The following is an 18,879-nucleotide window of genomic DNA, read 5'->3' on the forward strand; positions in this document are numbered from 1 at the left end:
CCCAATCAACTAACATTTTATTTTAACTACAGAATTTCTGGGGATACCTCAGATAAAAAGGACATCATTAAATGAAAAAAGTACTCTGTGTGGTATCTCTGGTGACGGCTTTTTCTGCTTTTGCGGCTGAGCCTCTGCAGTTAAATGTCAGTGTTTACCTGAACAACGAGCTGGTTGTAACGGACGTAATTGAAACTGAAAGCGGGCAACTACAGTCATTTACCGCAAAAGATCTACTTAGGTTTGATGTTACGCCAACCCTTAATGATGACATCGTGACCTTAACCTCATCGTTGCACAAATTTAAAGAGGGTTCATTTAATAAGTTTGCTGAACCTGTGTTACGGGTAGCACTTGATAAGCAGGCGGTCATTGAGATGGGTACCGAAGGTAAAAATATTTATAAGGTAGAAGTGACCACCAAAAAAATATAACGCGATTTGCGTTATTGTTGCAAAGCAAACCACATCTGCTCAGATGTGGTATTAACTGACAGCTTCAATACCACACTTGATTAGGCTTTGTGCTAACTGCTCACGGCTGATGCCATCGGTAATAAACACCAGCCGGCTGCGCTTATCGGCATCGGGCCAACTAGCCATAAACTCAGCCGGATGAAACAGATGCTGTACGCCATGGATCACCATAGGGCCGGGAAAGCCGGCAATATGCAGTATGCCTTTAATTCTGAGCATATTGGGTGCCATCTGCGCTACCATCATATTTAACCACTGCTCAAACTGGCTAAACGGCAGTGGCGTGTCGATGATAAAGGCATGGCTTTGAATCGGCGAAGCATGCGCTGTCGCTGAGGTCAGCGCAGATGTGTGGGGGCTCAGCAAAGCGGTTGCCGTTGTGCTGGCAGTATCGGCTGCAAAGCGGCTGCTGTTAATCCACTGTGAAAGTGGCGTATGGCTGCCTTGTGGCTCTATGTGATCCAATGCTAACAGCTGCTGTGGGTCAATGCGCCCCTGAGTCATGCCAAGTTGTTCGGCCTGCAAGTTGAGTTGGCTCAGTTGGGCCCTTAATGCTTGTTGCTGATCCGGGTTGGCCAAATCGGTTTTGGTTAGCAGCAGCAAATCGGCTACTGCCACCTGCTGCTGAGCTTCACGGTGCCGCGCCAGGGTGTTAAGGCCATTAACGGCATCCACAGTGACGATAACCCCTTGCAGCCTAAACTGACGTGCTATTTTCGGCTCGGCCATCACGGTGTGAATAATAGCAGCGGGGGCGGCCAGCCCCGTGGTCTCAATTATCACCTGCTCAAACTGGCGCACGCCATTGCGCGAAAAGCGCCAGCTAATGTCGCGTAAGGTTTTGGCTAAATCGCCCCGAATAGAACAGCAAATACAGCCACTACTCAGTTGCACTATGTTGTCTTCAGCGCTGCGGGTAACCAGCAGATGATCGAGGCTGATATCGCCCAGTTCATTAATGATCACCAGGCTTCGCGCAAAGGCAGGTTGTTGCACCAGATAATTCAGTAAGGTGGTTTTACCGCTACCCAAAAAGCCGGTTAATAAAAATAACGGTATAGATTCAGTCATGCTGCGCTACAGCTAAGAGATTTGGCGCTATGTTAATGGATTTACCGGCACTTTCCAACTGTTTAACTGCCACAGAGCTTTTGGTTGTTCATCTTTATTTAATGAAATCAGCGTCTGTTATTCATGTTGGCTTGGCATTGCGGTTAATCCACGGCCGTTAAGCTGACATCATTAAAGGTTAACAGTAAACAGTCGCCCTTCGGGCTAAGCAAAAGGTGAAGATGATGAAAGCATTAACAGTAACACTTCTTAGCAGCGCACTATTGGTAGCGGGCAGCGTGCAGGCCGCTACGAGCAGTAAGGCGATTACCGAGGCCGAGCTTAAGGCTGCACAACAAGCCTGGGGTCAAGCGCTGATCAGTATCAGCCAGGCCTATGCGGAAGGTGGCCACGCTAAAGCAGAAAAGAAAGCCCGTGCTGTATTAGACGCTGCTTACGGTTATAACCTGGGGCCGGTATTGTTTAAGCCTACTTTAGCCAGTGGCGAGCAAACCTTTCGCACCGAATACGATGGCGCTCTGGCCTATTTTGTGGGTGGCAACACCGCTTTTGCCAACGACAGCGGCTTTGCCTTGAAAGGCTGGCAGGGTTATCAGTTTAACAATGCTGCCGTACATATTAATGACAACTTAGCCTTAACCATGGGCCATGTCATGCTGACTGACAGCAATGGCCAGGTTACGACGGTAGATAAAACCTGGGGGTTTAAAAAGGATGACAAAGGTGCACTGCGCATAGTGTTGCATCACTCATCACTGCCTTACAGTGCAAACTGATTAACGGGCTGCAACAGCGTTTCACATAGGGTTCCCACCCATCTTTGGCTGGTATAGTGCCTCTGCTTACCAGCCTTTTTTATTCTGCTTGTAAACAATAGCCCAGGCAGCGCCGGGTGTGCAGTAACTTTACCGGGTAAGGATCATCCACTTTTTTTCTCAGCCGCGCCAGATAGACATCAACAATATTGGTCAGCGGATCTTCGTTCATGCCCCAGACATTAGTTAAAATACGCTCGCGGCTGTATACCTTGCCGCTGTTACTCATTAATAACTCCAGAATACCAAGCTCTTTGGCAGTGAGGGTGAGATCGTCCCCCGCCCGTTGCACCCGCATAGTATCTAAATCAAGCACTAAATCGGCCACCTGCAACTGGCGGCTTTGCTCGGCACTGATAGTGCGTTTAGCCAGGGCTTCTATGCGTGCCAGCAACTCTTCAAAGTGAAAAGGCTTGCCCAGATAGTCATCGGCACCGGCGCGTAAGCCTTTTACCCGTTCATCTACCTCAGATAGCGCCGATAAAATTAAAATCCGGGCCTTGACCTGCTGGCTGCGCAATTGCTGGCAGAGCGTTAAACCATCCAGTTTTGGCAGCATTCTATCGAGGATAATGACATCAGGCTCAAACTGCTTTACCGCTTCGGTGGCATGCTGACCATCACTGAGCAGCAGGGTAAGATAGCTTTCGGCTTTTAAGCCGCGCGATAAAAAACTGCCTACCCGCTCATCATCTTCAATGATCAGTATTTTCATGCATAGCTCCGTTAAATAGCGGTAAAGTGAGCAGCACCCGGGTGCCCTGAGGCTGATTGGCACTGAGTTGAATAGTGCCATCGTGCGCCTGCATAATGGCTTTGGCGATACTCAGGCCAATACCCAAACCATCGGGGCGGGCAAGGCGTGCGGCGTCGCTGCGGTAATGCCGGCTAAATAACTGTTGCTGTTCGGCCGGATTAACTCCCATACCCTGATCAGACAGTTGCACACTGACCTCGTTTTCTGCCGGCAGTACCGCCAGCTGCAACTGATCACTTTGTTTAGCATAGTGCTGGGCGTTGTCGGTAATAATGCCCAATACAGCGGCAAATTTTTCGGTATCCAACAGCAACCATTGGCTGTCACTTAATGCTGGCAGCGGGGCAATAGTTAACTGGAAGCGGCTGTGCAACTGCTGTTGCACCAGGGTGCAGACCAAAAGGGCAAATTGCTGCAACGAGATGGCTTTTAAACTGACATTAAGCAGGCGCTCTTCACCACGTGCTAAAAACAGCAAATCATCAATGCGCCGGTTTAATTGCTGGCTGGAGGCTAAAATCCGGGCAAAGGCATCTTTATATTCCTGGTGGTCCTTGTCTTTACCGCGCAGGCTGATTTCGGCCTCACCCTGAATGCTGGTGGCCGGGGTGCGTAGTTCGTGGCTGATATCAGTCAGCAATTGTTTCTGTCGCAACTCAGCCTGATGCAATTGTGCCAACGCTTGTTGCAGCTCAGCGGTACGAGCCTGCACCCGTTGCTCGGTGGCTTGCTGGCTTTTCTTTTCTTGCTCGGTAAAGGCATCAATATAGCCTGACATCAGGTTAAACTGCCGGGCCAACTCGGCAAATTCGCTGGGGCCTTGCTCGTTAATGCGATGGTTAAAGTGGCCTTGTTGCAGCTGTTTGGTGCCATTGAGCAATTGTTGCAGCGGCTAGCGTAGCGCTTTAGATAAGTGATAACCCAGCAGCACCGCCAGCACTATGCCGGCTGCGCTAATCAGTAGCATTACCTGCTTTACTTTTTGCACGGCCCTTAAGGCATCATTTTCGGTGGAGTGGGCCCGCTGTTTTTGCTCGGCAATGGCGGCCTGCAACAATTCGGCTAAATCGGTATCCTGAAATTTATCAAACAACGAAATCAGCGTTTGCCAACGCTCGGTATCATCTTGATATTGGGCAATCTCGCGCGTTCTGAGCGCCTGCTCTAAGGTTTGCAGGTTGGTTTGCAGCAATGAAATCACTTTTACCTGCTGCATAATATGCTGCAAGTCTGCTTCGCTGGTGCTAAACAGCTGATCGCGAATCGCCAGCTGATCCAGGGTAGCTAATTGCTGTTGCTTGCGCTGAAACAGGGTGTCACGAAAGTCGGTATTGGCATTGTCGGTAAGCAGGTACTCGGCCAGCCAGACTTTTAAGCGCTGTTTATCAGCCCGAAGCGAAATAAACTCTGACAACATCTGGTTGGCGATGCGATTGCGCTCGGTATGAAATTCAGAATTCTGATGCGCCCAAAAGCCAATAGCCGATTGCAGCACAATAATCGCCACCAGAATACACAGGGATATGATGAGTTTGCGCAGATACATGGCTTGGCCCGCACCGGTAAATAACGCCAGTATAAGACGTTGGAGCGGACAAAGCATGAATATGAGGTTAACTTTTCAGCATTTTTACCTTGTGGCTGAGCACAGGAAATAAGCCGGAACATCGCTTACTGATGCCGGTAATAATATGGTGCGAAGACAGGTGGAAGCGTTGATACTTAGCTGATTTCAAGGTCGCTTTTTTGACAATTTGCGCTGCAAGGTACGCCGGTGCATGCCAAGTAATTCTGCGGTGCGGCTGATATTGCCCTCTTGCTCGCTGAGCACCCGGTTAATATGCTCCCATTGCAGTTGCTCAGGCGACAAAGGCGTCGCCTGTACTGGCGCATTGCCATCTAACTGGGTGTTACCGGAGGGGAGTGGTAAGGCATCTAACCCCAAAGCCTGCTGTAACTGCGCAAAATCTACCGGTTTTGTTAAATAATCGTCCGCGCCTAATTTTACGGCTTGCACCGCATTGGCAATGCTGGCGTAGCCGGTAAGCAATACAATCCGACAATGCGGTAATGCCTGGCGCAGCGGTTGAATAAAGCTCAGGCCAGATTGATGGGCAAAGCGTAAATCGAGTAAGTAGGCATCTGCTTGCAGCGCGATTAAGGCCTCTGCTGTGCACGGTGTGCTAAAGGCTTTAACGTCAACGCCGGTTTGGCTAAAGCGGCGGCTTAAGGTGCGTAGTAGTGGTATGTCGTCGTCCAGTATCACCAGTTGCATTAGTGTGGCTCAGTTCGGGGTAATAGAATACGGGTTAGGGTGCCTGGTGTCTGGTTTTCTCGTTGCACCTGACCGCCAAGTTGCTCAATCGACATATTCGCCAAAAACTGACCAATCCCCAGCCCCTCAGCGCTTTGCTGTGGGATCTGGCCTAATTCGGCTAGCCTGGCAGCGGATACACCTTCCCCAAAGTCGCGGATAGACAGGCAAAGCCCCTGTGAGGTTAGTGCTAATTGTACCTCCAGCCTGGGATCGGCGTTTAGGATACTGGCATCGGCAGCATTATCCAGAATATTCAGTAAAGCGGCGCTTAAATTATGGCTGTTGTGTAATAAAAAATCGCTGCCATCCAGCTGATGGCTAAGGGTTAGCGTCATGTCCGGCCGGCTGCTAAGCCATCGGCTTAACTGTTGCTCTACCAGCGCCCGCACAGGTTGAGGTGCCAGTTGCCTTAAGCCTGAGGCATCCTGACGCAGCTGTTGCACACTGTGCTGGCAACGCTGTAACGCTGCATTGAGCTCGCTAATGATCTCTGCGGGCACCTGTGCCGGCGGCTGAGCCAGTTCGTCGCACAGCAGGCTGATGGTTTGCAGGGGGCTGGCTAAATCATGGGCGGTATTGGCGGCAAAGGTGGCCAGGGCAAGAGTCTGTTCCTGCCGTAACTGTTGCTGTTGCAGATGTTGTAACTGGCGGGATTTAAGCCGTACCAGGGATGCCTGCTTACTGATAAAACCAGTGAGTATCAATACCGATAAACTAAAGGCCCACCACATTTGCAGTACATGCTGATTAAAATGGCTGCCATGTTTAGCCGGTGCCTGAAAAAAGCTGGCATAGGCCAGGCTGTGAGATGCGTGTGGATCCGCGGCCAGTACCGTGATGGGCTCAGCGTGGCTAAGATCACCCAGCAATAACAGCATGCTGTAGGCGGCAATGGCCAGCAGTGCCAGCACATAGCAGATCCTACCCGGCAGCAATAAGGCGCCGATGGCAACCGGCAGCAGCAAAACGGACACCAGACCATTGCTAAAGCCACCACTTAGCAATAGCATGCAACTGATTAACAGCACGTCTAATGCACAGCTACTGGCATAGAGTAGCGGCAGTCTGGGTGTATGTTTTGCCAGCAGTATCAATAATGAGTTGCTACAGCTTTGCGTCAGGATCAGCAAGCTGAGCAAAGGCCAGGAGCTGACCGGGTAATGAAAAAACCACCCTACCAGTGCCGCCAGCAGCGCCAGTAAAATTAAGCCCCAGCGAAAGCGGATAAACTGCTGTAATTGCAATTGTGGCGCAAGAGTGCTGTCGTGAATAAGGTGTTGGGCCATAGCATCACTAAAAAAGACGGCTGCCAGGCAGCCGTTTGCAAAATGTCAGAAAAGACTAAACCATTGCAATGGGAATGTCATGTCTGAGTCATAGCAGTATATCGCTAAGGGTAACTAAGTTCACTGTGACAAATTGCCGCAGTGCTGATTACGGCGTTATTTACGCCGCAGGCGCATCGCAAAACCCATACCGGCCAGCAGTAATACCAGTGCCATCATGGCCACCACCACTGCATCGCGACCATCCCTCCCCAGCCAGGGTTGCAAAATGCCCCATTTATGCACAAAAGAAAAACTATAGCGTTCAAAGCGGCTGCCGTGGCTTTGTTGCTCTACCAGCTGACCGCTGGCACTGTCGACAAAGATCCGGCCCTGCGCATAATCCAGCTGCCAGACCGGTAGGCGCTTGTTGCGAAAATCGTAATCAGGCCCAAAGCGCTGCACCAGCTGTTGCTTGGATATCGCTTCGGGTGATAGCCCAATAAAACGCTCTGCCAACAGCAACGCATAAGACGCATCGTTTAGTGTCGGCGCATCCGCCAGCACAGGGATAAAGAGCGCCCCGCGCTCAGACGACTGGCCGGCAAAGCGGCTATGGCGGTCGGCTTGCAGTGCGGCATTGTGCAGTGACAAACGCCAGTACCAGTGTGAAGCGGGCCCTTGTATCAGGCTGGCACTGTTTAGTACCGCATCCGAAGGCAAAATGCCTGCCGGCAGTTGCCAGTGTTGCGGTAACGGTTGAGCGTTGCTGGCAGTTAAGCCCAGCGTATCTGGCTTTACGTACTTATAGGCAAAATGGTAGATGCCGGTCAGCAAATACAGGGTAACAGGCAGTAATAGCCCCCAGGACAGCAGATAATGGCAGCGGCGCAGACCACGACGTTTTGCTTTAAACGGCAGTCGCAGCAACAGCCAGCCACCGGTCAGCACCAGCAACAAGGCACTACCCAACAGCAGTGTCATCACCAGCGCTTTGATGATGGGCAGACCATCCAGCCATTGCCAGCTATGGAATTGCCTGAACAGCGCCTGCAAATTGGTTTTATAGGGATTGGTAATGCCCGCCAGGCTCAGGGTTTCAGTGTGTACATACAGGCTGAGCCCAGAGTCAAAATCGACCTGCCACACCGGCAATAAGCGATTGACCGAAGGGTAGGCGCTGTCAAATTCGGTTTGTAAGCGGCTGCTGCGCACCTGGGCTTGCTCTAAGCCGCTGTAATGACTGGCCAGCCAGATCGCCATCTGTTGGTCCGTGATTGCAGCCCCTTCATCATCTAAGGTCAGGTACTGGCGTGGGCTGAGCAAATCCGGGGTCAATTGTAGCAGCACCTGCTGCTGGTAAGGTACCAGCTTAACCAGCGACTGAGCAGGTAAGCTGGCCTGTTGCAGCCTTTGCATTGCCTGATTTAGCTCGGCTTCGCTCAGGTTGAGGCTTGGCGGTCGCATGGTTACAGCCTGCGGGCCGGTCCAGCTCATAATGGGGTGCGAAACTCCGGTCAGAGCAAAGATCAATAACGTGATACCGCCCAGCCAAAGCAGCCCGCGGTGCCAGCGCAGCAACTGGCTGGTGCGGATGGTGTTTGCTGTTGTCATACCAAGATCCTCAAGCCATCCGCCTTAAAACTGCCAGGTTGCCGATACAAAGACACTGCGTGGCATGCCAGGCCGGTAGTCAATGTGGGTCGAGCCAACCTGATTGCTGGTCAGGGTGGAATAGGTTTTATCGGTCAGGTTCATCAGCCGAATCGCCAGTTGCCAGTGTTCACCCAGCTGATAGCGCGCCCGCAGATGAAACAGATCATGCCCGGGGTAGATATTGGTGTTGGTCTCATCAGTGTAGTAGCGGCCAACTTGCTGCCATTCCAGCTCCAGCCAGAGCCCCTCAATACTCAGCGGCTGGTAACTCAGGCTGCTTTGCCAAAGCTGACGCGGCGCTTTACCGACGTCAAAGCCAGCAAAATTGCGGGTTTCATTAACTGCAGGCACGCAGGCCGGTGGGAAGCAGCTGAATAAATACTGAAAATCACGGTATTTTTGCCGGGTAAAGGTACCACTGAGATTCCACAACCAGGCTTGGCTTAATTGCCAACTGGCCATCAGCTCCAGCCCCCGGTGCGAGGTTTCACCAGCATTGATAACCTTGCGGGTATTACCATCAATGTAATTCACCACATCGTCTTTTATCTGCAAGTCGTAAACACTGGCATCCAGCCTTAGCCCATCCAGCTGCGCCCGCCAGCCGAGTTCATGGTTGATAGCGCTGACCGGTTTCAGCTCGGTAGTATCCTGACTGGAACCCGGGCGAAACACCTGCCCAACCGAAGGCACCCGAAAGGCATGGCGGCGGTTGGCATACAGCTGCTGATTCGATGTCAGCTTGTAGACAACCCCCAGCTTGGGGCTAAGCTGCTGGTAGCGAATGCGCTGCGACTCAGGCCGAAGCCAGCTGGTACGGCCTACTTGCTGCGGCACCGATGAGTCCAGCCGATCGGTGTAATCAACTTCAAACCAGTCGTAGCGGGCGCCCAGACTCAGTATCCACTGCTCAGAGGCAAACCATTGCAATTGTGCATAGGGGGAGATGCTGGTTTGATCAGCATCATAGTGGTAATTGGTACGCCCGGTGTGCTGGTAATCAACAAAAATATCTTGTTGCATGACGATGCTGATTTGCTGCTCACGGAAGGTGGCAGGCGTGACATCAAGATCCAACCCGGCTGTCCAGTTCAAATCCGCAGACGCTTGTTGTGAGAATTGCGTCAGTAGCCCATAGGAAGAAAAGCGGGTAGATTGCAGCACCGGATCATAGGTCAGCATCCAGCTGGGCATCAGATCCGAGCGGTTGTTGCGGTAAAAGGGTGTCAGCATCCACTCGCTTCGTTCAGACAATTGATAGCGCAGCTCAGTAGATAACCGAAACGCCTGCACATCACGCGCGCCCATATCGCCGTGAAAGCGGTTTTTGCGCGGATTACTGTTAAAATCAGCCAGGTTTAAGCCGGAGGTACCGCTTTGGTCAATGCTACCAAAACTGGCCAGGGTTTTAAGTTGCAACTGAGGTGTTAGGTCGCTGTCCAGTCGCAGGCTGCTGGAAAAGCGCTGATAATCCGCTTCTTCCCGAAAGCCATCGCTTTGGGTACGATTCAGTTGCAGCCTGGCCAGGTGCTGCGCGTTTAAGGCAGCGCTTACTGCCACCAGGCCACGCTGCCAGCCGTCACTGCCTAGCTCGGCTTGGAAGCGGCCACTGAGCTCATCGGTTGGCTGCGGCGTCAGAATATTAAAAATACCTCCTATGGCATCGCTGCCATAGAGCGCTGAGCCCGGGCCCTTGGTCACTTCTACCCGGCCGGCGTTCGGCATGTCAATTTCATACAGGCCGTTGTGGTTAAAAAAGCCGGTCGGCCGGGTGGGTAAGCCATCTTCTAAAAACAGGTAAACCCCGCCGGTGGTGATGGGCTGGCGAATGGCCGTCATATGGCCTTCCCCGCCTAAATCATTAACATGTACACCTGAAACCCGGTTCAGCAGCTCAGCCGGATGGCCGGGGCTGACCTTACCAATGGTGGCTTCATCCAACACCGCCACGGCTTCTGCCAGATTGGCTAAAGCTTGCGCCTGGCGACTGCTGGTGATGACCATCACCTCGGTGTGTTGTGCTGCAGCATCCTGCTCGGGCACGGGTTGCAGCGTTTCAGCCTGCAGCAACAGCGGTAAGGTGACAAAAGGCAGGCTAAGTAAAACGGTGTTGCGGGCAAACTGGGGCATGTGGGGTTCTCAAGCAAAATAGTTATTTGTTGAGATACGGTAACAAAATGCTACTGCCAGTGGCATGCGACAAATTGTCGCAGCGCTACAGGGTTTTTATAGCATTACTGTAGTGGTAGCCATAATATATTCGGTTGCTCTGCGGTTTGTACCATTTTGACCGTAACGGTACCCGGGTTAGTGGCTATCTGCGAAGAGACTGCAGAGGGCCCGCTATAGTTGTGTTCCAGATATAAAGGTGGGTTGGAATGAAGCGACAGCCTTAATCTGGAGCCTGCAGCAAGACGCCGTGCAATAAAGGTAAAGCTGTCAAAGATTATAGGGTATAGCTTGCCAGGTTGCAGCAGCACGTTTTTATCCAACCCAGTAAGGTGTCGTAACCGTTGCATGTCATAGGATAGCCTGAGGGTTTCACCGTTGGCCAGCAGTTCCTCAACAAGCACATAAATATCAGCATCGACCGCATCTACACTAAGTTGCAAAGTGAGTTTTGGCATACCAACCAATTCAATGCTATGTGGAAATGGCTCAGAAACAAACACCAGGCCGTCACCATCAAGCACCCGAATATCGCGTTGTTCGTTTGCAAGCTGGCTGAACTGCACCGGATTAGTCAGTGCGGCCTGCTGTGGATCAAACTCATAGCTGAACGTAGTTGCTGGCGCTTGCTCAGGGCTTAATAATCCAGGTAACGCAGTGGTGAAGTTGGCCCCAGGGGCTGGATGCAAATGCCAGCCAACATTGGCTGCTGGCATCAACTCAAGATGACGCCACTCATTGGCTCCCATTAAAAAATAATGAATACCACTACGTAAAGACACAGGCTGGGCTTGTTGTTTTAGCACCCAGTTATACCAGGATAAATGCAAGGCATTCATATCCAATACACTGCCTTCTTCCACGGCAATACCTGCTTGTGTTCGCGAAGGGCTGCGGGTGCCGCTATGATCCCAGGGGCCAATTAACAGGGTTGCCTGTAGGCGCTGCTGCGCACCAGCACTCACATAACGTTGATGATGCGCCACAGCACCCCGCTGATCAGCATCAAAATAGCCGGTAATAGTTAACACTGGCAGTCGGACCTGTTGCAACGCTGTGCCTGAGGGTACCGTTTGCTGCCAAAAATTATCCAGTAAAGGCTGCTCTAGCCACTGCTCAGCAATAGCACTGTTACTGCCGGTTAGTGCAGCCAAACTTGCGGTCGCCTGACCTGCTTTTCTCAGATGTTGCACTTGTTCAGCCCAGACATCCTCTCGAAAGGCCATGTTGAACCAATCGCCCCGACCTTGCATGGCTTCTAACCACTGAAATGAATAGTTAAAGCGGATATTGTTGTAAGCGGGGTAGTCAATACCCGGAAATACCGCAGCAGCAGGTACTATGGTTTTTAATGCGTCAGGTAAATGGCTTAACGCTGCCCATTGGCTGTAACCGACATAAGACCCGCCCCACATCGCTACCTGTCCATCAGACCAGGGCTGTGTTGCCGCCCACTGGATAACGCTAGCGGCATCTAGGCCGTCGATAGCGCTAAATGGCTGAAATGTGCCACCACTATCACCACGGCCGCGGCTGGATACAATTAAAAAAACGTAGTCATGTTCGGCAAAAAACACCGCTCTTTCTGCCAGAGCCTGAGGGCTGTAAGGCGTAAAAGCTAAAATAACCGGTTTGGGCTTATTATCTCTAGTAAACAACCAGGCGCTGAGCGATGTGCTGGTGTCGACTGCAATCTGATGTGGGCCGCTAAACGCCACCTTCGCTTTAGTTTTTGGCGTATCAGCGGCTGCTACCAGCAAATAAGATGGACTAAACAGCAAAATAAGCAGAGCTAAGTAAACTTTGGTAATCATAACACTCTGCTTCCTTTGTTGTATTGGCCTGCAAGGCACCTGCTGCAACGGCTGGTGTTAAGCCGTTCATGCAGTAAGCGCATCAAAAAAAGGTGTTATTATTTGTCAGCTCTGAGTGCCTTTCCTAGCTGATAAAACTCACTGTGTGCTGACCACTGCGGCCATTGTGCCGAGTTCGCCAGTTGCTCAATCACCAAATAATGCAGCTGAGTGTCTTGCAGCATAGCGCCCATTTCCCAGTCATGGCTAAAGGTATCGTCTGGGGTATGATAGCGGTTTTGGGTTGCATTAAGCGCGGCCTCACCTGCGACAATTCCTCCCGTTATAGCATCGGTGCCTGGCCCCATAAACAGGCCAGGCACGCCTACCTGTGCAAAGGCAAACTGATCGGAGCGGTAAAAAAAGCCTTTTTCAACTTCCGGGTTGCCGGCAACGGTGCGTTGTTGTTTTGCCGCTTGCTGGCGCACCACATCGTCCAGTTCTGACTGCCCAAGGCCAATAATCCACACATCCTTTGTCGCGCCGACCGGCAGTAGGGCGTCAATGTTGATGTTGGCCACGGTATTTTTTAATGGTACTACAGGGTTAGCTGCATAATGCTTCGTACCCAGTAAGCCAGATTCTTCAAGTGTTACCACTAAAAACAGTACCGAGCGGGCAAAGCCACCTTGTTGTTTCGCCATGGCGGCAATCTCAAGCAGGGCAGCTACCCCACCGGCGTTATCAATAGCGCCGTTGTAGATATCCATGCCGCCCTGGTCGTTTGTAATCGCACCCAGGTGATCCCAGTGGGAGGTAACCACAATCCATTCATCCGGCTGACTATGGCCTTTAAGGCTGGCCAGCACGTTATCAGAGCTGCCCATGACAATATCAGTGCTGACACTAGCACTAAACGCGAGCTCTGCCAGTGGCTGAGCTTTAAATCCTGGCTGATGGGCTTGTTGTTTAAGCTCAGCAAAATTGAGGCCCGCTTTGGCAAACAGCGCACCAGCGCCTTCAGTAGACAGCCAGCCGACTATTGGCGTTTTTGCCGCACTACTATTGGCTAGCTCAAACTGAGCACGCTGGCCAAAGCTGGTTTGAACAACATTAAAACCATAACCGGCGGCTGCGGTGTCATGTACTATCAGGCAGGCCGCTGCTTGCTGGCGGGCGCACTCTTCATATTTGTATGTCCAACGGCCATAGTAAGTCATCTCATGGCCTTTAAACTGTGCATTGTTATCGCTGGCAAAGCCCGGATCATTTACCAGTACCACCACAGTTTTACCGCGGGCATCAATATCGGCATAGTCATTCCAGTGGTATTCAGGGGCTACCACACCATAGCCGGCAAAAACCACTTCTGTTTCGCTGATGGCGACCTCTGCCAGGCCGCTACGGGAGCTAAGCACGATATCGGTGCCGACCACAGGCTGCCAGGTTTGGCTGGCTTTCTGAAACAAAGCATTGGGCGTGCCGCTGGTGGTCATTTGCATATAGGGCACTGCTTGCGCAAAGCTGTCGCCATTGCCGGGTGTCAGGCCTATTTTACTGAATTGCTCCGTCAGATAAGCCACCGTCAGGGTTTCACCCTCGGTGCCCGGTTGCCGGCCCAAAAATTCTTCACTGGCCAGGATGCTAATGTGCTGTGCTAATGATTCAGCCTGAAATTCTGGTAACTCAGTCGCAGCAGGCTGATTGGGAGCGTCGCTACAAGCACTTAGGGCCAAACCCAGCAGGGCCAAAGGGATAAAAGAACGTTTTTTCATTATGATTCCTTTTTTTTATAAGTATCTGTTATGAGTGTCGGCAAAAACATATGGCTTGCCGTTTGGCACGCCCAGTATCTGGTCACTGTGCATCACCAGTTGCCCGGCAATCACTGTTGCCAGCGGCCAACCTGTAACAGTTTCGCCATGATAGGGCGTCCAGCCTGCTTTGCTCGCTATCCACTGGTTGTCAATTTGGCGCTGTGCTTTTACATCAACCAAGGTAAGGTCGGCGTCATAGCCCACCGCCAATCGGCCTTTACCGGTTAAGCCAAAAATACGCGCCGGGTTGCTGCAGGTTAAATCGACCAGTCGCTGCAGGCTTAACTGGCCGGCAGCCACATGGTTCAGCATTATGGGTAATAACGTTTGCACCCCGGTCATACCGCTGGGTGAGTTGGGATAAGGTTTGGCTTTTTCTTCCAGGGTATGCGGCGCATGGTCGCTGCCGATAATATCGACTGTGCCATCAGCAATACCCTGCCACAGCACCTGTTGGTGGCTAAGATCGCGCACCGGCGGGTTCATTTGTGCCAGGCTGCCCAGCTGTTGGTAACACTCTGGTGCCTGCATCGATAGATGATGTGGCGTCACCTCCACGGTGACAAGGTGTTTAAAGGCTGCCAGATAGGCCATTTCGTCAGCACTGGAGATATGCAATATATGTAGCGGGCGCTGTGTTTTTTCAGCTAAAGCGATGATACGCTGAGTTGCCAGCAGGGCGCTTTTAGCATCGCGCCAGATAGGATGATTACACACATCAGCCGCTGTTAAATGTCGGCGCTGTCGCAGGCGGGCTTCGTCTTCGGCATGGATCGATATCCGGCGCCGGCCGTCTTGTAAAATTTGTAGTAACAGCTCATCTTGCTCGGCCAGCAAATCGCCAAAAGAGCTGCCCATAAATACTTTAATACCCGCACAACCCGGTAATTGCTCAAGTGTGGCCAGTTGGCCCAGATTGGCAGCGCTACCACCGATGTAAAACGCGTAGTTGCAATAGCTGTGCTGGGCAGCAATATCAAGCTTTGCCTGCAGGCAATCGGCCGATAACGTTAGCGGGTTAGTATTGGGCATTTCAAAAAAACCGGTAACACCGCCCAGCACGGCCCCTTTGCTGCCATGGGCAATGTCTTCTTTATGAGTCAGGCCGGGCTCCCGAAAGTGCACCTGAGTGTCAATCACACCCGGTAAAATATGTAAGCCGGCAGCATCCAACACCTGCTCAGCCTGCCAGCCCGTGCAGCCGATAGCCGCAATTTTACCTGCAATCAGTGCCAGATCTGCTCTAATAATACCCGAGGGGGTTACTAACTGCCCATTGACGATTAAAAGCTCAGCGTGTTTGCAGGCTATTCGCTGTAAAAAATCATTGGCGTTCATATTAACTGCTCATCTTGGTTTACGCTGACACTGGCAACCGCATCATGCGGGTGCAAGCTTTCGAGGTGACTGACCTCAACTGAAAATGATTGGTAGTGCAGGCGTAAACTGGCGTGTAATCGTCTTACCGCGTCTTCAACAAACATCAGGTTGGCACCGTTTAAACGGGCAAACTCCTGCTCATCAGCGCGTTTTACGGCGGTTTGTAGTGGGGTAGCCAGTGCTTGTTCAGCAAGTTCAATTAAAGGTACTAAGCCAAAGTGGCTGGCTTGCTGGCTTAAATTGACACTGATGCGCGCAACACTGCGTTGGCTGTGCGGTGTCGCCAGGCTGCCATGCTCTGCCAGCCATGTACTGGCTTGCTCTACGTTGATTGCGGCTTTGCCAGCAAAGCTACGGCGAAAATGCGCAGACAACAACTGCCTGCTCAGGGCTGCTGAGCAAGGGCAAGTAGAGGAGTAGCCAATGTCAACGGTGAGCTTAATACTGACACTGTGGCCAATAAGGCTCGCGTTGATACTGACCGGGTAGGCTTTAAAACCGGCCAGTCCGTCAGTAATAAGCGCAGTGCGCTGCAATAAAACGGTGCTACGCAGGCCAAGGTGTGCGCTGGTGCTGCCGCACTCTTGCTGGCTAATGACCAGATTATACAGTAACTGCTCAACAGCAACGGGGCTGAGTGGTTGAGCCAGTGCAGTGTGATACACATGCTGGTACAGCCTGGACATATGAATGCCTTTGATGTCTGGCTCTGGCAGGTTAACACTAACATTGGCTTTCACGGCTAGCGATTGCTCAGGCAAATCGACAAGCGACAGCAATAAATCAATATGCTGCATACCCACGCTGTCAAGCGCCGCTTGATGGGTTGGCCTAGTGGCGCGGGCAATATCCGGGTTTTCCAATTTAAACATGGGCTTAACTATCCTGAGGTAATGTTGGTGAATTGGCGCAAGTGATTGTCAGGCCAGCTTAGTCAGGTCATTGCTTAATCTTTACATCGGGTCTAATGTTAACAATACTCTGGGCAAATCTGATGGTGGTGAGCGGTGCACTATTGCCTGCTTTTCATTGCCTACCCAGCCGGAGCCTTTGAGCAGGGTAATGGCAAAAGGCGTTGCCTGATGCTGCTGCTCTTGACTAGCGCCTTGCCATTCGGTGCCCGGGCCCTGATAGGTGCAAACCAGCCGGCATACCAGATGATCGGTGTGAAACTTCGGGCACATCGGCTTGCTCAGGGTTTCTAATCGCAGCCCCAATTGCTGGCAGTCCATCAGGCAGCTGAACATTTCGCACAGTAAGGCAATATCAGCGAGCAGCTCGGCCTTGCCCGGTGCATCTGGCAGCGCGGCGGCAATGTCGGTGTGCACTGTGGCCGCCGTGACAATGCGCTTTAACGGCATCGCAAATGCGAGCTGTGAGCAATAAGCGCTAATCGCCGGATCTGCTGGGCGCTGCCAGCTGACCAGGTTAACATCAGGGGCGAAAATCTGGGTGAGCACCTCGGGCGCATCGCCAGCCAACTGACGGCTAATCGGCTGAAACGCCGAAAACGCCGTTAGCGCAGGAGACGACAGCGCACTCATTCGATTACTTCTGCGGTAAAAGGGCTGGGTAGTTGCAGCCAGCCTGCTTCGCCCAGCGCCAGTTCGGCATCAGTCAGCAGGCAGTCTTCAAGTTGCGCCAGCATAGTGTTTTTGTCCAGCTGCTGGCCAATAAATACCAGCTCCTGACGGCGGTCGCCAAAGGGTGCTTGCCAGTTTTGCATAATGGCTTGTTGCATCTCAGCATCTTCTGGCCATTCCGCCTTAGGCACCGCCTGCCAAAACAAGCCGGCCATGTTATAACGGGCAATACCGCCGGCCTGATGCCAGAGCCAGGCATAGCCTGGGGTACTGGCCAGCCAAAAATAGCCTTTAGAGCGCAGTAAGCGACCGCTAGGCCAGTCCTGATGCAAAAACCCATAAAAGCGCGCCGGATGAAACGGCGTGCGGGCAGTAAAAGCAAAGCTGCTGATACCGTACTCTTCGGTTTCCGGGGTATGCTCGCCGCGCAGCTCTTTCAGCCAACCGGGCGCCTGCTGCGCCTGTTCAAAATTAAACAGGCCGGTATTGAGGATCTGGGTTAACTCCACCTTGCCGTGCTCAGAGTGAATAATGCGGGCGCGGCTGTTTAAGCTGCGTAAAATGGCGCTGAGCCGCTGCAGTTGTGTGCTACTGACTAAGTCGGCTTTGCTGACCACCAGTACATCACAAAACTCTACCTGCTCAATCAGCAAATCGGCCACGCTGCGCTCATCCTCTTCACCCAGACTTTCACCACGCTCGGCGAGATGCTGAGCCGCTTCAAAATCAGCCAGAAAATTGACCGCATCTACTACAGTGACCAGCGTATCCAAGCGGGCAATATCGGCCAGCCGCTGGCCGTCTTCGTGCTCAAAAGTAAAGGTTTCGGCAATCGGCAATGGCTCTGATATGCCGGTCGATTCGATCAGCAAGTAGTCAAAACGACCGGCTTTGGCCAGCTTGCCTACTTCCAGCAGTAGGTCTTCGCGCAAAGTGCAGCAAATGCAGCCATTACTCATTTCTACCAGCTTTTCTTCGGCGCGGTTTAAGCTGACATCACTATTAAGTTCTCTGGCATCAATATTTACTTCACTCATATCGTTGACGATGACAGCCACACGCAGGCCATCGCGGTTATTCAACACATGGTTAAGTAAAGTGGTTTTGCCGGCGCCCAAAAAACCAGACAGCACTGTGACCGGTAAGCGCTGATCAGCCATTGGCTTAGTGTGCAGCATGCGACATCTCCATTGAGCGTTGTAATAAAACCCGGTTACGCAAGTGGGCACTGGCTAACAGTATGCCGCCTGCCAGCGATAAAGGTAACTCGGCGTCATGGCCGGCAAACAGTGCCATCACCAATAATAAAAACCCGCTGATCCCCAGCACAAAAGGCAATTTATTGCGGTGGATACACCAGCCACCGGGCAGGCTCCAGGCCAGCAAGGCACTGATCGGCAGTAACATCAGATAATGGAACCACTCCGAGCTGAACAGACCCAATAGCAGGCCAGAGCTGCCTACCGCCAGCAAAACAGGTAAAGCGAGACAATGCACTATGCAAAGTCCGGATAACGCTGCAGCGATAAGATCTTTCATCATGCCTCACTTTTAAGGTTAGGGCTCAGCTTGAGCTGGTTTTGTTATGTTATAACATTTTAACCGAAAGGCCCAAGATTAATCCATTCTATTTTTTAATAAGTGCTTTGCTGTTGTGTCCATGCCCTTCTGAACTGACTATCCGTTGAATGGCCAGTTTTATGTGACAGTGTAACATTGCGCATAATAATGAGATGTTATAACATATTTGCCTTGTTGTGGGCTGCGTGTTCAGCCTGAG

The 18,879-nt window shown here is 51.9% G+C and carries 17 protein-coding genes; 2 read left to right on the plus strand and 15 right to left on the minus strand.

The window, feature by feature from the left end; genetic code table 11:
• Positions 1–71: 71 nt before the first annotated feature.
• Complete coding sequence (locus V7D78_RS05460; RefSeq protein ID WP_333607426.1) at positions 72–434, plus strand: hypothetical protein; 363 nt, start codon at positions 72–74, stop codon at positions 432–434.
• Between the two features lie 51 nt (positions 435–485).
• Here V7D78_RS05460 and V7D78_RS05465 read toward each other — a convergent pair whose 3' ends face one another.
• Positions 486–1,547: a CobW family GTP-binding protein gene (locus tag V7D78_RS05465; RefSeq protein WP_333607427.1), complete on the minus strand. Its 1,062-nt coding sequence runs from the start codon at positions 1,545–1,547 to the stop codon at positions 486–488.
• A 224-nt stretch (positions 1,548–1,771) separates the two neighbouring features.
• Here V7D78_RS05465 and V7D78_RS05470 point away from each other — a divergent pair, with 224 nt between their 5' ends.
• The gene (locus V7D78_RS05470; RefSeq protein ID WP_333607428.1) at positions 1,772–2,323 is read left to right on the plus strand and encodes a phosphoribosyl-AMP cyclohydrolase; all 552 of its coding nucleotides are present in this window, start codon (positions 1,772–1,774) and stop codon (positions 2,321–2,323) included.
• Positions 2,324–2,402: 79 nt separating this feature from the next.
• Here V7D78_RS05470 and V7D78_RS05475 read toward each other — a convergent pair whose 3' ends face one another.
• The 14 genes from V7D78_RS05475 to V7D78_RS05540 form a co-directional block, all read right to left on the minus strand.
• On the minus strand, positions 2,403–3,077 hold the full coding sequence (locus V7D78_RS05475; RefSeq protein ID WP_333607429.1) for a response regulator transcription factor: 675 nt from the start codon (positions 3,075–3,077) through the stop codon (positions 2,403–2,405).
• Complete coding sequence (locus V7D78_RS05480; RefSeq protein ID WP_333607430.1) at positions 3,058–3,999, minus strand: HAMP domain-containing sensor histidine kinase; 942 nt, start codon at positions 3,997–3,999, stop codon at positions 3,058–3,060. Before V7D78_RS05480 ends, V7D78_RS05475 begins: the two co-directional genes overlap by 20 nt.
• Positions 4,000–4,011: 12 nt before the next feature.
• The gene (locus V7D78_RS05485; protein ID WP_333607431.1) at positions 4,012–4,722 is read right to left on the minus strand and encodes a hypothetical protein; all 711 of its coding nucleotides are present in this window, start codon (positions 4,720–4,722) and stop codon (positions 4,012–4,014) included.
• A gap of 129 nt (positions 4,723–4,851) precedes the next feature.
• The gene (locus V7D78_RS05490) at positions 4,852–5,394 is read right to left on the minus strand and encodes a response regulator transcription factor (RefSeq protein WP_333607432.1); all 543 of its coding nucleotides are present in this window, start codon (positions 5,392–5,394) and stop codon (positions 4,852–4,854) included.
• The gene (locus V7D78_RS05495) at positions 5,394–6,722 is read right to left on the minus strand and encodes a sensor histidine kinase (protein ID WP_333607433.1); all 1,329 of its coding nucleotides are present in this window, start codon (positions 6,720–6,722) and stop codon (positions 5,394–5,396) included. The genes V7D78_RS05490 and V7D78_RS05495 overlap by 1 nt, the downstream gene beginning before the upstream one ends.
• A 156-nt stretch (positions 6,723–6,878) precedes the next feature.
• The gene (locus V7D78_RS05500) at positions 6,879–8,315 is read right to left on the minus strand and encodes a hypothetical protein (RefSeq protein ID WP_333607434.1); all 1,437 of its coding nucleotides are present in this window, start codon (positions 8,313–8,315) and stop codon (positions 6,879–6,881) included.
• A gap of 24 nt (positions 8,316–8,339) precedes the next feature.
• Positions 8,340–10,487 carry a TonB-dependent receptor gene (locus tag V7D78_RS05505; RefSeq protein WP_333607435.1) on the minus strand — a complete coding sequence of 716 codons (2,148 nt, stop codon included), beginning with the start codon at positions 10,485–10,487 and terminating at the stop codon, positions 8,340–8,342.
• A 104-nt stretch (positions 10,488–10,591) separates the two neighbouring features.
• Complete coding sequence (locus tag V7D78_RS05510) at positions 10,592–12,340, minus strand: CocE/NonD family hydrolase (protein WP_333607436.1); 1,749 nt, start codon at positions 12,338–12,340, stop codon at positions 10,592–10,594.
• 98 nt (positions 12,341–12,438) lie between these two features.
• Complete coding sequence (locus V7D78_RS05515; protein WP_333607437.1) at positions 12,439–14,094, minus strand: M28 family peptidase; 1,656 nt, start codon at positions 14,092–14,094, stop codon at positions 12,439–12,441.
• A 15-nt stretch (positions 14,095–14,109) separates the two neighbouring features.
• Entirely contained in the window at positions 14,110–15,474 is a 1,365-nt protein-coding gene (locus tag V7D78_RS05520) for a dihydroorotase (protein WP_333607438.1), read from the minus strand.
• Entirely contained in the window at positions 15,471–16,388 is a 918-nt protein-coding gene (folE2, locus tag V7D78_RS05525; protein WP_333607439.1) for a GTP cyclohydrolase FolE2, read from the minus strand. Before folE2 ends, V7D78_RS05520 begins: the two co-directional genes overlap by 4 nt.
• A gap of 81 nt (positions 16,389–16,469) precedes the next feature.
• Positions 16,470–17,060: a DUF1826 domain-containing protein gene (locus V7D78_RS05530; RefSeq protein ID WP_333607440.1), complete on the minus strand. Its 591-nt coding sequence runs from the start codon at positions 17,058–17,060 to the stop codon at positions 16,470–16,472.
• On the minus strand, positions 17,057–18,277 hold the full coding sequence (gene zigA, locus V7D78_RS05535; protein ID WP_333607441.1) for a zinc metallochaperone GTPase ZigA: 1,221 nt from the start codon (positions 18,275–18,277) through the stop codon (positions 17,057–17,059). The genes V7D78_RS05530 and zigA overlap by 4 nt, the downstream gene beginning before the upstream one ends.
• Entirely contained in the window at positions 18,264–18,638 is a 375-nt protein-coding gene (locus V7D78_RS05540) for a MerC domain-containing protein (RefSeq protein ID WP_333607442.1), read from the minus strand. Before V7D78_RS05540 ends, zigA begins: the two co-directional genes overlap by 14 nt.
• Between the last annotated feature and the right edge of the window lie 241 nt (positions 18,639–18,879).

This window comes from Arsukibacterium sp., assembly GCF_036735525.1.
GTDB lineage: Bacteria > Pseudomonadota > Gammaproteobacteria > Enterobacterales > Alteromonadaceae > Alishewanella.